This window comes from Flavobacterium arsenatis, assembly GCF_031456785.1.
Lineage (GTDB): Bacteria > Bacteroidota > Bacteroidia > Flavobacteriales > Flavobacteriaceae > Flavobacterium > Flavobacterium arsenatis.
The window spans coordinates 11,299-26,954 of sequence record NZ_JAVDVI010000011.1; the positions used below are offsets into that span (position 1 = coordinate 11,299).

Consider the following 15,656-nt stretch of genomic DNA (forward strand, 5'->3'; position numbering starts at 1 on the left):
AATTTTTTGGCTATGCTTCTGTAGCTAATTTTTAGTGCAAATATCAATTACCTATTCGAATATATTAAAAAGCCGAAAGTATTTAACTCTCGGCTTTTTGTGAAAACTAACTAACTCAAACTTATATTGAAAAAACTATCTGTTTTTTAAGTTCAACTGATTATAGGTAACCAGGGTTTTGATAAGTGGCTTTGTCTTGTGGAGTTCCCATCATTGCATCAAGCTGACCGATTGGAATTGGACGAAGATAGAAATACTTCTCGATTGTTCTTGTAAACGTTTGAGGCGTATGATCTCCATAAGTAGGTCCGCAAATTTGATAAGTTCCTGCCAATTCTTCCCATTTCTGAGTACGAACCAAATCGAACCAACGGTATCCTTCGGCATAATATTCTCTTGAACGTTCTGCCAAAATATAATTAATGTCGATTACTCCAGGAGTTGCGGCAATCATTGCTGCACTATTGTCCTCATTTTTAACTACGTTTCCATTATTGTCGAATCTCCATTTTCCTGCACGAGCACGGATCACATTGATTAACGCTCTTGCATCTCTACCTCCAGTTGTTGCTGCACCTTTAACGGCTGCTTCAGCTGCAATAAAGTAAAACTCAGAGAATTTTGCGATGTTATACGGACGTGTACTTGCGGCATTTGGCTGACCTAAACCATCTCCGTTATCCGTTCTGAAAGGCCCTAGTTTCCAAAGACCTGGATATACAATTCTGCTGATTGCACCTGGCTCAATAACATAATCCGCTCTACCTGGCAAAAGTCCTGCTCCTATTCCTCCTGTTGCTGCATCATAAACAACGGCTGGATTATCTTCGTTTAAGAACGTTAAAACAGCATCTCCAGGGCTTATTGACAAACCATTAGCATTTACCAATGTTGGAGAAGTATTGCCCCCTTTATTCCAGTTACCTCTGTAGGTGGTTACAAAAGTTCCATCATAACGGGAATCGTTTGTTTTATCTGCAAATGTATTTTTTAGTACTCCGATTGTAGGACACATACGAGTCCAAGGACGTCCTAGTGGTTGTGTTGCGGCACGTTGAACTGAACTAACCCCTGAGCTTCTGATGTTGGTATAATTCCAAGTCATCATCCATCCTGCAAAATTATCGGGAGCCGCACCATTTGCATAACTAAGGCTACTTGCATTGTAAAATTCACTCTTTTCAGTATGATCTGCATACAACATCAATTCTGAGTTTCTATCATTAGATCCAAGGTTAACATCATAAAAAGTTTCTTGTAAACTGTATGGTCCTGGATTGTCTATTCCTTCAAGTGCAACATTATAAGCTTGCTGATAGTACCACTGAGCATCATGTCCGTCAGGATCAACTCTTGTTGTTTCAGGGTAGGTTGGCACATTGTTTGGATTTTCTAACCACCAACCATAAGTAAGATATGCTTTAGACAAGTATAATCTGGCAACTGTTTTAGTTACACTTCCCTTTATACGTTCTCCAGCTGGCAATTCTTCAATAGCTTGAAGCAAATCAGGAAAAACGCATCTTGTATAAACCTCTGGCACAGTGTTTCTTACAGAAGTTCTTGACGGTGACACATTAAACCTTAATTCTCCTGAACCTAAATCCAATGGCACGCCACCAAAAGTTTGAGCAAGCAAGAAATAATCGAATGCACGAAAGAATTTAGCTTCTGCAATGAGTGATTCTGATATTCCCACAGCACCAGCATATTCAATTACACCATTTGCAGTATTGATGTTGGAGAAAGCTGTTCCCCATAAAGCATCACTTCTACTGCTTGATGATGTAATAGATCCAACACCCGTCATGTCCATATCTTTAAAGTTATTATCGGCACTTTGGGCATAAGTTGCTTCATCTGTACCTGTAACTAAAGTATTGTAGTAATAAGCCGGTCCATAAATGTAGCGTAAATGTGCATACATAGAAGTCAGTCCACCAAGAACTCCTTTTTCTGTTTGAAAGAAGCCTGGTTCTAAAATACTACGAGGTTGTTCTTCTAAAATATCGTCAGAACATGCTGCTAAAGACAAGGCGATACAGCTTGTTAATATTAAAATTTTTGATTTTATAAATTTCATAGTCTTTTTTATTAAAATGTTAAATTAAAGCCTACCAAGAAACTGCTTGTTGCAGGAGTATTGGTTCCGATAGTTAATAATCGTGGTCTGTATGTTTCAGTAACTGCCGCATTTTCATTTCCATAAGAGTTGGTTTCCGGATCCATTCCAGTTTCTTTATGGAAAGGAGAGAACAATACCAACGGATTTGTTACAGTTGCATAAAGACGGAATCTTTCAAGTCCTAAATCCTGAATAAAGGATTGTTTAAAATCATATCCCAATGTGATTGTACGAACTTTCATATAAGAAGCGTCAAAATATCCCATTGTAGTTCCGTATTTAGGATTATCACCACTTGTCAAACCTCCTGGTTTTGGATATTTAGCATCTGTATTTTCTGGAGTCCAGTAATCTACATCTACGTTTCCTCTACGTCCGTTTAATAAATTTAAATATCCATTAGCAGAGTGAAGCGTACTGATTAGTACTCCACCACTTTGAAACGAACCGACAATTCCTAAATCAAAACCTTTATAGGTGAAACGAGTGTTGAAACCTCCTTGAAAATCTGGATCCATTTTGATAACCTGACGGTCATCCGGTCCAATTTGTCTAACTGGAGTTCCATCTGCATTATATTCACCTGTATATTTTACTTTAATCATACCAGGATTTCCACCTGGCTCTAATATATCCAAATACGGATCACCTTCTTGCCAAAGTCCTTCTTTTTGATAATCATAGATTACGTTGATAGGCTGTCCAACAAACCACCAATTTGCTTCGTCTCTATCTTGTCCAGAAGCAAGACTTGTTAGCTCGTTTTTATTTGAATAAATATTAACTCCCATTTCCCAGCTCAAGCCATTAGGATTATCAAGTATAACACCGTTTAAAGAGAATTCTATACCTTTATTCATTGAATTTCCAGCATTAGCAATGTATCCACTTGCACCAGATGTAGGAGGAAGCCCAATTCTCATTAAAAGATCTGTAGTTTTTGTAACATAATATTCAGCAGTTCCAGACAAACGATTGTTGAAAAAAGCAAAATCCAATCCGTAATTTTTTGTTTGAGAGTATTCCCATCCTAAATCAGGACCAGGCAATTCCTGAACATAATAACCCATGGCATTTTGATCACCAAAGTTATACGGTCTTAATCCTAAACTACCAAGTGTTGCGTAAGGATTTACAGCCTGATTTGAAGTCTCTCCATAACCAACACGTAATTTCAAAAGATTTATAGATTTATTATTTTCTAGAAAGGATTCGTTTGTGATGTTCCATCCTGCTGATAAAGCCGGATAAGTATGCCATTTGTTTCCATCAGCCAATCTTGAAGAGCCATCCCTACGTAAAGTAGCGGTAAGCATGTAGCGGTCATCATAAGAGTACATTGCTCTAGCCATATAGGAACGTAAACCCGACTTTTGATAAATTTGTTGAGCTGGATCAACAACAATAGGCTCGGTAGTTTGTCCTAAATTATAGAATCGAAATTCATCTCTTGCAATATCTGTTGCAGAAACCACCGATCTGTTGAAAGAGTTATCTTCTGCAGAAAACATACCTATTAAATTAATCTTGTGCTTATCTGCAAAAGTACGATCATAAGTCAATAAGTTTTCAATTACCCATTGCGTAGTAAGAGAATTACTGATGGCTGCTCTAGATACATTATCTGGTGTAGGACTAAAAACGCCTTCACCTGTATAACTACCGGAATTATTCATACGGAAATTCAAACCTACATTAGTACGGTATTTCAATCCCTCAATTCCAGGAATCTTTACTTCGGCAAATAAATTGTTGTAAGATGCAAAAGACCTGCTTTCATCCACCCAAGCACTACCAAGATTTTCTACCGTATTTCTAGTGTAAACCCATTGCTGATCTGCTGCAGATTCTATCACTCGTTTTGTTGAACCATCCTCATTGAAAGGATTAGCAATAGGTGAAGCACTTAGTACTCCGAACATTCCCATGTTACCACCACGAGCTACCGAATAATTATTATTTGAATTCAATCCAAATTTAAAAGCACCAATCTCCTGGTCTAATGCGGATCTAAGTGAAAAACGATCGTAATTTTGTCCTGGAATAACGGCTTCGTCAAGGAAATAACCAATTCCAAAATTATAAGAACCATTTTTTGTACCACCTGCAATTGCCACATCATGACTGGTCATAATTGCTGTTCGGTAGAAATTACCTTGCCAATCAGTATCAACGTCATCCGATTCATCTAATCCATTAACTGGATATAGGCCGGAAGCTTTTCGGAGTTCAACCAATTGAGGACCATTCATCATAGGGAATTCAGCAAAAACTTCTTTAATTGAATAGTAGCTGTTGTAGGTGAAAGTTGCCTTCTCACCTTTTTGTCCTTTATTAGTTGTCACCAAAACAACACCATTTGCTCCTCTTGAACCATAGATAGCTGTTGCAGAAGCATCTTTCAAAACATCGATACTTTTAATGTCTACCGGATTGATGTCGCTGATGGAACCAGCAAAAGGGATTCCGTCCAACACAATTAGAGGATCGTTGCTTCCTGTCAAGGAACGCGTTCCACGAACACGAATCTGCATTGCGGCACCCGGTTTTGAAGATGTTTGAGCAAATTCGATACCTGCAAGCCTACCTTGCAAAGCCTGAGTGATGTTTCCCGAAGGAATGTCTCGCATGGCAGCTCCCGAAATCGAAGCAACAGATCCTGTTACAGCTTCTTTTCTTTGAGTACCATACCCAATTACTACCACTTCTTCTAGTGTACTCGTGCTTTCTTCGAGTACCACATCTATTCTGCTTTTGCCCTGAACCGGCATTTCCTTGTCATTATAACCTATGAAGCTAATCACCAAAACTCCATTTGCAGGCACATTGGTAATGGTATAATTACCATCAGCATCTGTACCAACACCGTTGGTAGTTCCTTTAACAACTACATTGGCACCTGGTATCGGACCATTCGCATCCGAGACGTTTCCGGAAACACTTGATTGAGCATTAGCATTCAAAGAAAAAGCAAACATCAGGAGTAGAAATCCGAGATGTTTTAAATACTTTGACCTGCTTTTAATTGTAAAAAATTTAGTCATAAAAATTAATTTAAATAATTAATACATTGGTTAGTTTGGTTTGAAAATCAAGCACCCTTGGGATCAATATTTTTTGAATATTGAAGGAATACTTTTGTTGTGTTTTATTTAACAAATATAAATAAAATAAAATTATACGCAACCGATTGCGAGATATATTTTTTACGATTAGTGAAAAATTTATAAAAATATTCTATACTATACTTAATTTATATGGATTAAAAATGCACATTATATAATTATGAATATGATAATTGAAATGTGACAGAAAAATACTTAATGATACCTCAAAAACATTAGAGGATTAGCAAAAATCAATTTTTTAAAAATATTTCTATTTAGCTGATAATTAATCGTTTTGATGGTTTGAAATACTCCGAAATCGATTGAAATTTTACTAATAGACTTACAAAAAAAAAATAGCTTTATCTTCTTTGGTTAGTAAACAATGTTAGATTGCATTAGAAAATTATACAATCGTTTGCTTAAATAATCGGATTAAAAATTTAGCTGTAAAAATGCACCGCTAAAATCGAATTTCGATTAAAAATAGCCGTTAGAAACTAACCTTTTCCAACGGCTATAGTTTTAAATTATTCTTAGAAAAAATGAATCAATAAACTAAGAACAAAATTCACAAAAACAACTAATTTTTATAAATCAAAACCAATTATATATATTGGTTGATGATGTTTTCGAACAATTCCTGTTTGCCACTTTGCAATTTCAATTCTCCATTTTCATGTGCAATGTTGTACAAGTCTGAAAGATCTAATTTACCATCGGCGAAATCCTTTCCTTTTCCAGAATCAAAAGAGCTGTATCTTTCTTTTCTCAATCTTTCATAAGGAGAAGATGTGATGATTTTATCAGCAATCAACAATGCTCTTGCGAAAGTATCGGCTCCACCAATGTGTGCCAAGAAAACGTCTTCCAAATCGGTTGAGTTTCTTCTGATTTTTGCATCAAAATTCACTCCACCACCTTGTAAACCGCCAGCTTTTAGGAAAACCAACATTGCTTCGGTAGTTTCCTGAATGTTGTTTGGAAACTGATCTGTGTCCCAACCATTCTGATAATCACCTCTGTTAGCATCAATACTTCCTAACATTCCTGCTTTTGCAGCAACTTCAATTTCATGTTGGAATGTGTGTTGGGCCAAAGTTGCATGGTTCACTTCGATATTGATTTTGAAATCTTTATCCAAACCATATTCTCTCAAGAAACCGATTGCAGTTGCCGAATCGAAATCATATTGGTGTTTTGAAGGTTCCATTGGTTTTGGCTCGATAAAGAAAGTTCCTTTAAAACCTTGAGCTCTTGCATAATCTCTAGACATCGTTAAAAATCTAGCCATATTATCCAATTCTCTTCCCATATCTGTGTTTAGCAAAGACATATATCCTTCGCGACCTCCCCAAAACACATAGTTTTCACCGTCTAAAGCAATAGTTGCATCCAAAGCCAATTTCACCTGACCTCCAGCTCTTGCCACAACATTGAAATCTGGGTTTGTTGCAGCACCGTTCATAAATCTTGGATTTGAGAAACAGTTTGAAGTCCCCCAAAGCAATTTAATTCCAGATTCCGCTTTTTTCTGCTTCAAATATTCCGTGATTGCAGCCAAACGCTTTTCAGATTCTGCGAAAGTTGGCCCTTCGGCAATCAAATCATAATCGTGGAAACAGAAATAATCAAATCCCATTTTGCTAATGAATTCAAAAGCTGCATCGGCCTTATCTTTCGCTGCCTGAAGTGGATCCGAAGATTGGTCCCAAGCAAAATTTTGTGTTCCAGGTCCGAACGGATCGCTACCTTGACCACAGAACGTGTGCCAATAGGCAATTGCAAAACGGAAATGTTCACGCATTGTTTTTCCAGCCACAACTTGTTCTGGATTATAGTATTTGAAAGCCAAAGGATTGTCAGATTCCTTACCTTCAAATTTAATCTGACCGATACCTTTATAGTATTCTTTATTTCCCAAAGTGATCATTTAATTATTTTTTTGTGTTAATATTAATTCCAATTCTGATTTCCATTTTTGATAGGCCTTTTCGTAAGGTTCCTTGTTTTTCAAAGGTAAAAAGGTCATAACGTGATCGTTGGTCGTGATGCTTGAGCCAAATTTTTCAAAATCTCCATCGGTTAAACCAACCGCTCTTGCAGCTCCAACCGCTCCTGTTGTATTATAGATTTCAATTTCGTGCCCAATTAATGTAGCAACTGTATTTGAAAAAATTTCCGATCTGAACAAATTGTCATTTCCAGCACGGATCACATTGATTGTAGCATTGTCCTCTTTCAAACATTCCATTCCATAAACAAATGAAAAGGCAATTCCCTCCAAAGAAGCCCTGAACAAATGCGAACTGTTGTGAATATTCAAGTTCAAATTCAAGAAATGGGTTCCGATGTTTTTATTGTTAAACATACGTTCGGCACCGTTTCCAAAAGGCAACACCACTACTCCATCCGAACCAATCGCTATTTTAGAAGCTTTACGGTTCATGGTTTCGTAGGTTTCATTTCCCATATTATTACGCAACCATCGGTATTGGATTCCGGCTCCGTTGATATTTAGAAGCTTTCCAATCCTAGGGTTTTCAACTTCATAATTTACATGTACGAAATTGTTCACTCTCGTACTGTTATTTCCAGCCGACATTTCGCTTACCGCATAAAAAACGCCCGAAGTTCCACCTGTTGCTGCAACTTCGCCCGGATTTAAAACATTCAACGACAATGCGTTGTTCGGTTGATCTCCGGCTCTATAAACAACTGGAATTCCCACAGGAAGCCCAGATTCTTTTGAAGCTTGTTCGTTTAACAAACCCTGATTCGTAAAATTCTCAACAATGGTTGGCGTCAACGATTGATCGATTCCGTAATAATCCAGCAACCAATTGGCAACCTTATTCTCCTTGTAATCCCAAAGCATTCCTTCTGACAAACCATTTTTTGTGGTCCTGATATCGCCTGTCAATTTATAAGCGATATAATCTCCCGGAAGCATGTATTTGTAAATCTTATTGTAAACATCTGGCTCGTTTTCTTTTACCCATTTCAGTTTTGAAGCGGTGAAATTTCCAGGCGAATTCAACAAGTGTGTCATACATTTTTCCTTTGTCAATTCTTCAAATGCCTTGTCACCTGTTTCAACAGCCCTACTATCGCACCAAATGATAGCGTTACGCAATGGGTTGCATTTTTCGTCAACAATAACCAATCCATGCATTTGATAGGATATACCAATTCCGGCAATTTTTGAAGCGTCGATATTGGCTTCGCGAATGGCCCTTTTCGTGGCTACACAAATATGTTCCCACCAAATTTCAGGATTCTGTTCCGCCCAATCCGAATGCAGGGAAACGATTTCCATTTCGCTTTGCGGTTCATGCAAGACAATTATTTTTTTGCCTGTTTCGGCTTCTACCAAGGCTACCTTGACAGAGGAACTTCCGATATCATATCCGATGTAATAGTTCATTTATAAAGATTCTCTTAAAATTAAATTTGTTGCAACATAACTCTGAACCGGCTCTTCACGAGAAACGAACAATGCTGCTTTTGTTCCAAGTTCCTTGAAATCAGTAGAAACTACTGAAATTCCTTTGTATATAAATTTTTTCATTGGTGTTTCGTTATACGATAAAAAACCAACGTCTTTCCCAGGTTCCATGTTTTTATCCCGGCATTGCTCCAAGAAATTACCCAAAATCCTGTCACTCACACTGATATAGGCTTTTCCTTTTTGAATTTCAAAATCAGCAGGGTTAATCACAACCTTATATTTTACCTGATGATCCGCACAAAATTTCTTAAAAAACTCCAATGTTTCCTTTGGATGATTCGTGTAATTCGGGTAGATAAAAATTACTTCTTCGTATTTTTTAAAGGCGTATAAAGCTTCAACCAAACAATTGTAAAAGGCTACTCCAAAATCCTGACAAACAAAATTATGCTTGGCTTTCGAATGGATGTTCCAGTCAATCAACAACAATTTATCTTTGTCAATACCTGCCAATGCAGCCGGAATTTCTTTATTGTCAAAGTTCATGATCACATATTTGTAATACTTCCCAACACTATTGTTTATAATGGTTTTGAAATTATCGATGTTATAATGATGGAATTGTACATCGGTAATAATATTCGATGGCAAATTGTTCACAAACGAATGATACAATACTTCTTTATAAGCCTTGAATGTATCCAAAAACAAAAGAACTTTCCGGGTTTCTCCGGCAACATAATAACCTTTATTTGGAACAGAATCAATCACGTGTTGGTCTTTCAAAATGGAATAGGCTTTGAAAACCGTATCCCTAGACAACTGATTGTTTTTACAGATGGTATTTACAGAAGGTAGCGGATCTCCTTTTTCCAAGATTTTCTTGGCAATCGCATTATTGATTCCGTTTACCAATTGCTGGTATTTTGGGACATCGCTTTCGTGATTGATGTTGAAGCTAAAATCTGCATTAGTGTTAACCGACATACTGTTCTGTTCTGGTATGCTAAAATAGTTATTTTTATCTTATTTGAAAATTTTATTTAAAAAATTTCAATGTTAATTTATTTTCGTTAAAATTTTGATAGTTAAAGTCTTAATTAAAGAACTCTGTAGTCACTATAAGGATCCAAGGTCTCGATTGAACCATCTTCATGATAGTTGATTTTCGCCACTTTAATAGATCTTAAATGCGTCACCCCTTTTGAAAGGCTCGAATCATGATAAAACAAGTACCACTCACCTTCTACTTCACAAATCGAATGATGCGAAGTCCATCCAATAACTGGATTTAAAATCCTGCCTTGATAAATAAACGGACCATAAGGATTATCCCCAATTGCATAACAAATAAAATGCGTGTCGCCAGTTGAATAGGAGAAATAATATTTTCCGTTGTACTTGTGCATCCAAGAAGCTTCAAAGAAACGACGATCGTTATCTCCTGCCAAAAGTTCGTTGCCATTTTCATCCAAAATCTTGAGTTCTTTTGGTTCTTCGGCAAATTCCTTCATATCATCAGAAAGTAACGCCATAATTGGTCCTAAAGCAACTTCATTTGCTGAAGGTTCCTCATTCTCCTTGGCAAATTTATTTTTTCTATATTTTTGAAGTTGTCCGCCCCAAATTCCGCCAAAATACATATAATATTTACCATCTTCGTCTTCAAAAACAGCAGGATCAATTGTATAACTTCCTTTGATGGCTTCTGGTTCCGGAAAAAATGGTCCAACCGGAGAATCGCTTACGGCAACTCCAATTTGGAAAATTCCATCCGGACGCTTTGCTGGAAAATACAAATAATATTTCCCGTCTTTATGAGCTGCATCTGGAGCCCACATTTGCTTTTCGGCCCATTTTACATCCTTTACATGCAAAGCTAGTCCGTTGTCCTTGGCCTCTTTATCCTCAATAGTATCCATTGAAAAAACATGGTAGTCTTCCATTCCAAAATGTCCTCCATCATCATCAAACGGAATTCCAGCATCAACATCATGTGAAGGATAGATGTAGATTTTTCCGTTGAACACATGTGCAGATGGATCTGCCGTGTAAATATGTTTCACCAAGGGTTGTGAAATCGCTTTTTCATCTAACGTGCTAAAGTCAATCTTCTCGATACTTTCTTCTGGCATATCAATTTATTTTTATACTATTAAATTCTTCTAAATTTCAAATCGGCTTCAATCTTGACTTCCATTTCCTTGTTGATCTTATAGAAAAACAAGAGTCCTACTCCAACTAAAAAAGGAATGGATGGAAAAATGCTGACCAATAATTTGATACCGTTTATGGCAACATCTGTTTGGACTATTGAATTAGGAATGTATTCATAAAACCCTAAAATGGATGTTGTTATTGCTCCTCCAATGCTTAATCCTGCCTTTAATCCGACCATCATTGCCGAAAAGATAATCGCTGTAGCACGACGATTGTTGAGCCATTCTGAATAATCGGCCACATCGGCAATCATAGCCCAAAGTAGCGGAATAGTGATGCCGTAGAAAAAACCATGTAAAATCTGCGACATAAAAATCAGATTTACGGCTTTTGATGGAAAAAAGTAAAACGCCATGATAAACAGTGTAGAAATAAACAGGAAGAAACCAAAAACATTTCGCTTCCCATATTTATCGGCTAATTTTTTCGACAATGTGATGCCAACAATCATGAAGATGATTCCACCGGCATTAAACAAACCAAATCCAGCTGATATCGGATCTTCGCCAAATTGATTCAATCCAATACTTGAAAGGAAATCCAAAATCGGACTTATGAAAAGTGCCATTTCATTCTTATCGACATAATTTTCGAAATAATATACATAAGCTCCACCTTTCATCGCTAAGGTTATAAAAACCAATGTCGTAAGTGCCAACATTATTAGCCAAGGTGTATTTTTTTTAAGATCTGCTAAATCTTCTTTAATACTTGATCTTTGTTCTGGTTTTGGGACAATTCTTTCTTTTGTTGTAAAAAAGGTAATCAAAAGCATAATGGTTCCTAAAATCGCCAAGACGGTCATTACTTTTTCGATACCAATTGCCTTGTCACCATCTCCAGCACTTTTGATGATTCCTAACATGAAGACTTGTACAAAAAACTGGGCAAACATTACTGCAACGAATCGATAAGAAGACAAACTGTTTCGTTCGCTCATATCACCAGTAATAACACCACTTAATGCTGAATATGGTAAATTATTAGCGGCATATAACAACAATAGTAAAGTATAGGTTATGACAGCATAAATTACTTTTCCTTTGTATGAAAAATCTGGAGTCGTAAATGCCAACAATGCAATAACCCCAAGTGGAATTGCTGTCCAGAGAATCCATGGTCTAAATTTTCCCCATTTCGAAATTGTTCTATCAGCCAAAACACCCACAATTGGGTTGAAAAGGAATGCAGCAATCAATCCAACCGTCAACATGATTATCGAAGAATGTGTAGGTGACAATCCATAGATATCGGTATAGAAATAGGCCAAATAGGTCATCAAGGTTTGAAACACTAAATTTGCCGCTAAATCCCCAAGGCTGTAGCCGATTTTTTCTTTGATGGATAACTTTTGTGAAGTTGAATTCATTATGCTATTGTGGTTTATTTGAGTTGAATTTATATTTTTTAGCAATTTAGAAATTATTCCTATTGCTTTTTTATCCTATTATTTTTTTAGCATCATCAATAATACTGTTATGCAATTGAGAATACCTCAAAAAACAATCGGTTGCGTAAAAATATAAAAAAATATCAAACAAGTTATATTTTGAGGATTTATTATTTAAAATTTTATAAACAAATGTTTAAGAAAATGATATTAAAAATAAAACCCGTTGAATATCAATACATTCAACGGGTTGAAAAAAGCTAGTGTGTTATTTCGCTTCCTTAATTTCTATCAACCCAAAATAGGCTTTTTTAGGTTGTAATTTATCATCAAAAAGTAATGGGTAGTTGGTTCTTCCTTTTATTGGCCAATCATTCAACCACGATTGTCCATCATGAAACCCCCAAAAAGTTACCCTGCTGATTTTATCCTTATGCTTCAAAAACAATTTGAAAATCGATTCATATCGCTTTGCCAATTGATCTTGGATAGAATCCGGAAGGCTTTCTGGATACGGATTCATTTCGGCACTTCCTTCAAAGCTTTGATTCACATCGGCACCTTGAACTTCCCATGGATTTTTCAACACCGTAATATCCAATTCTGTAATAGCAACTTTTACTCCTAATGCTGAATAAGCCAGGATACTTTTTTCAATCTCTTCGAGGGTTGGTGTTGTCAATTTCCAATGGCCTTGCATTCCGATGCCATCTACTTTCCCTCCGTTTTCCTTGATTTTTTTGACCAATCTAATCGCTCCATCTCTTTTTGCAGGCAAACACATATTATAATCGTTGTAATACAAATCAACATTCGGATCGGCTTTTTCAGCCAATTTGAAAGCATCTGTAAGATAACCTTCACCAAGAGTTTTCAAGAAAACGGATTCTCTTAAAGTTCCATCATCGTTCAAAGCTTCGTTTACAACATCCCAAGAATCAATTCTTCCTTTATATTTGGTCACAACCGTATTGATATGGTCCTGCATAAAAGCTTTCATCTCCGAACTATCCTTGATTTTCTCCATCCAAGGAGCCAATTGGCTGTGCCAAATCAAAGTGTGTCCGTGAATGAACATATCGTGTTTTTCGCCATAGGCCACGAATTTATCCGTCAAGCTGAAATCATACTTGCCTTTTTCAGGTTGAACAAACATCGATTTCATAATGTTTTCTGCCGTAACACTATTGAATTCCTTGACGATTATCGAATCTTCTTGAGCATTTTTTGCTTCAATTTGATCTATATTTATGGCTGCTCCAATATAAAAATCATCTTTAAAGACGCTTTTCAAAGTTGGTGTTTCTTGCACTTCTTCTTTCTTGCTGTTGCAACTTGCCATCAGAATAACAGCCACAAGCATCACATTTAATTTTACTAACTTCATACTTATTATATTTTGGTTATTGGTTTAATAGAAAACTTAATTTACTGTAACTTATACCCTATTCCCATTTCCAATCCTCTCAATTCAGCAAGGCCTTTCAGCCTTCCGACTAACGAATAACCAGGATATTGCTCGATTCCTTCTTCGATGGCGTGAAGAAAACCATGATCCGGTCGCATTGGCAAACTGATGTCTCTTTTCTTCATCAAAAGAATCAATTTTTCCATAATGGCTTCCATATTGTTATCGCCATTCAAATGTTCGGATTCCCTGAAAACACTGTCGTTTTCACGGATTACATTTCGCAAATGCAAGAAATGGATTCTGTCGCCGTGTTCCTCGATCACACGTTCCAAATTATTTTTAGGATTGGCCCCCAAAGAACCTGTGCAATAACACAAACCGTTGGCTTTTTGCGGAACAGCATCAAAAATAACCTTGATGTCTTCCTCCGTCGAAACAATTCTAGGAAGTCCCAAAACCGAAAACGGCGGATCATCTGGATGAATGGCTAATTTTGAACCTAATTCTTCGGCAACTGGAGCCACTTCTGAAAGGAAATAAACCAGGTTTTCTCTTAATTTGGTGTTATCAATATGTTTATAATCATCTAATAATGAAAGGATTTGTTCAGCCGTAAAATTGATTTTACTTCCTGGCAAACCGAGTAATACATTCTTGAAAAGCAGTTTTTTATCGTCTTCAGAAAGTGTACTTCCAAATTCCAAAGCACTCGTTTTTTGAGCATCTGTATAATCATTTTCAGCATTTGGTCGTTTCAGCAAATGCAATTCAAAATAGGTAAAAGCATCCTGATTGTATAGCAAAGCTTTGCTTCCATCTTGATTGGCATAATCGTGATGCGTCCTTACCCAGTCAAGGATTGGCATAAAATTATACGTAATCACTTTGATGCCACAATCAGACAAATTCTTTAAGCTAATCTTGTAATTTTCAATATATTGCTTGTAATTCCCTGTAGCACGTTTGATTTCCTCGTGAACCGGAAGACTTTCTACCACTGTCCACTCCATTCCTGCTTCGCGAACAATTTGCTGTCTTTCTTGGATGGCTTCAACAGGCCAAACTTCTCCAACAGGAATTTGGTGCAAAGCCGTTACAACTCCCGTTGCACCAGCTTGTCGAATATCGAGTAAACTAACTGTATCTTGAGGTCCAAACCACCTCATGGTTTGTTGCATTTTTATCATAACAAATAATTTTTAGATTAAAAACCGATGCTGTTTCCGCCATCGACAGGCAAAATGGTTCCAGTTGTAAATTTAGATTCGCTTGAAGCAAAATAATAAACGGCATCTGCAATATCAGACGGATCGCCCAAGATTCCCATCGGAGTTCTTCCCAATACTTTATTTTTTCGTTCTGGATCGCTGTCCAAAGCCGTAGCCGACATTTTGGTTTTGATAAATCCTGGAGCCACACAATTGATTCGGATACCAAATTGTGCCAATTCAACCGCCATAGCTCTTGTCATCGCTTCAATCGCACCTTTACTTGCAGAATAAGCAATTACTTTCGGCAATCCGTATTGTGAAGCCATCGAACTAATGTTCACGATATTTCCACCTTTATTCTCTTTCATATTTTGAACCACTGCTTTGCTAACAGCAAAAACACTCAAAACATTGGTGTGAACAATTGACATAAATTCTTCATTGGAAACTTCCAAAAACTCCTTCTTCAAGTTGATTCCGGCATTGTTTACCAAGATATCAACAGGACCGTTTTGGGTAATTGTAGCAATCATTGCTGGAATTCCGTCAAGGTCATTCAAGTCAAAAATAACAGGAATGGCATTTTCGCCAATTTCCTTACAAGCGTCTTCTGTTTTCTCTTTTGATCTTCCGATGATGTAGGTTTTCACTCCATTATCGCATAATTTTTTTGCTGTTGCAAAACCTAAACCAGAATTTCCTCCGGTTACAATTGCAGTTTTCGTACTCATTTTCTTCTTC

At 36.8% G+C, this 15,656-nt stretch carries 10 protein-coding genes; all 10 read right to left on the reverse strand.

What is annotated here, in order from left to right:
- Window positions 1-160: 160 nt before the first annotated feature.
- The gene (locus tag J2X31_RS12410; RefSeq protein ID WP_310027117.1) at window positions 161-2,083 is read right to left on the reverse strand and encodes a RagB/SusD family nutrient uptake outer membrane protein; all 1,923 of its coding nucleotides are present in this window, start codon (window positions 2,081-2,083) and stop codon (window positions 161-163) included.
- Window positions 2,084-2,094: 11 nt separating this feature from the next.
- Window positions 2,095-5,169 carry a SusC/RagA family TonB-linked outer membrane protein gene (locus J2X31_RS12415; RefSeq protein WP_310027118.1) on the reverse strand — a complete coding sequence of 1,025 codons (3,075 nt, stop codon included), beginning with the start codon at window positions 5,167-5,169 and terminating at the stop codon, window positions 2,095-2,097.
- Between the two features lie 670 nt (window positions 5,170-5,839).
- Window positions 5,840-7,165, reverse strand: coding sequence for a xylose isomerase (gene xylA / locus J2X31_RS12420; RefSeq protein ID WP_310027119.1), 1,326 nt, complete (start codon window positions 7,163-7,165; stop codon window positions 5,840-5,842).
- Window positions 7,166-8,659, reverse strand: coding sequence for a xylulokinase (locus J2X31_RS12425; protein ID WP_310027120.1), 1,494 nt, complete (start codon window positions 8,657-8,659; stop codon window positions 7,166-7,168).
- Window positions 8,660-9,670, reverse strand: a complete 1,011-nt coding sequence (locus tag J2X31_RS12430; protein ID WP_310027121.1) for a GntR family transcriptional regulator — start codon at window positions 9,668-9,670, stop codon at window positions 8,660-8,662. It abuts the gene before it with no gap.
- Between the two features lie 113 nt (window positions 9,671-9,783).
- A complete protein-coding gene (locus tag J2X31_RS12435) occupies window positions 9,784-10,818 on the reverse strand; it encodes a glycoside hydrolase family 43 protein (protein ID WP_310027122.1) in 1,035 nt (344 codons plus the stop codon).
- Window positions 10,819-10,838: 20 nt separating this feature from the next.
- A complete protein-coding gene (locus J2X31_RS12440; RefSeq protein ID WP_310027123.1) occupies window positions 10,839-12,272 on the reverse strand; it encodes an MFS transporter in 1,434 nt (477 codons plus the stop codon).
- A 289-nt stretch (window positions 12,273-12,561) separates the two neighbouring features.
- Window positions 12,562-13,680 carry an endo-1,4-beta-xylanase gene (locus J2X31_RS12445; protein WP_310027124.1) on the reverse strand — a complete coding sequence of 373 codons (1,119 nt, stop codon included), beginning with the start codon at window positions 13,678-13,680 and terminating at the stop codon, window positions 12,562-12,564.
- A gap of 41 nt (window positions 13,681-13,721) precedes the next feature.
- Window positions 13,722-14,882 carry a mannonate dehydratase gene (gene uxuA, locus J2X31_RS12450; RefSeq protein ID WP_310027243.1) on the reverse strand — a complete coding sequence of 387 codons (1,161 nt, stop codon included), beginning with the start codon at window positions 14,880-14,882 and terminating at the stop codon, window positions 13,722-13,724.
- A 26-nt stretch (window positions 14,883-14,908) separates the two neighbouring features.
- Window positions 14,909-15,646 carry an SDR family NAD(P)-dependent oxidoreductase gene (locus J2X31_RS12455; RefSeq protein WP_310027125.1) on the reverse strand — a complete coding sequence of 246 codons (738 nt, stop codon included), beginning with the start codon at window positions 15,644-15,646 and terminating at the stop codon, window positions 14,909-14,911.
- Window positions 15,647-15,656: the final 10 nt, after the last annotated feature.

What these genes read in the sequence shown, in the direction of transcription:
- J2X31_RS12435 (WP_310027122.1), bottom strand. Translation starts at nt 10,818, where the DNA reads ATGCCAGAAGAAAGTATCGAGAAGATTGACTTTAGCACGTTAGATGAA.
- J2X31_RS12445 (WP_310027124.1), bottom strand. Translation starts at nt 13,680, where the DNA reads ATGAAGTTAGTAAAATTAAATGTGATGCTTGTGGCTGTTATTCTGATG.
- J2X31_RS12430 (WP_310027121.1), bottom strand. Translation starts at nt 9,670, where the DNA reads ATGTCGGTTAACACTAATGCAGATTTTAGCTTCAACATCAATCACGAA.
- J2X31_RS12425 (WP_310027120.1), bottom strand. Translation starts at nt 8,659, where the DNA reads ATGAACTATTACATCGGATATGATATCGGAAGTTCCTCTGTCAAGGTA.
- xylA (WP_310027119.1), bottom strand. Translation starts at nt 7,165, where the DNA reads ATGATCACTTTGGGAAATAAAGAATACTATAAAGGTATCGGTCAGATT.
- J2X31_RS12410 (WP_310027117.1), bottom strand. Translation starts at nt 2,083, where the DNA reads ATGAAATTTATAAAATCAAAAATTTTAATATTAACAAGCTGTATCGCC.
- J2X31_RS12440 (WP_310027123.1), bottom strand. Translation starts at nt 12,272, where the DNA reads ATGAATTCAACTTCACAAAAGTTATCCATCAAAGAAAAAATCGGCTAC.
- J2X31_RS12455 (WP_310027125.1), bottom strand. Translation starts at nt 15,646, where the DNA reads ATGAGTACGAAAACTGCAATTGTAACCGGAGGAAATTCTGGTTTAGGT.
- J2X31_RS12415 (WP_310027118.1), bottom strand. Translation starts at nt 5,169, where the DNA reads ATGACTAAATTTTTTACAATTAAAAGCAGGTCAAAGTATTTAAAACAT.
- uxuA (WP_310027243.1), bottom strand. Translation starts at nt 14,882, where the DNA reads ATGCAACAAACCATGAGGTGGTTTGGACCTCAAGATACAGTTAGTTTA.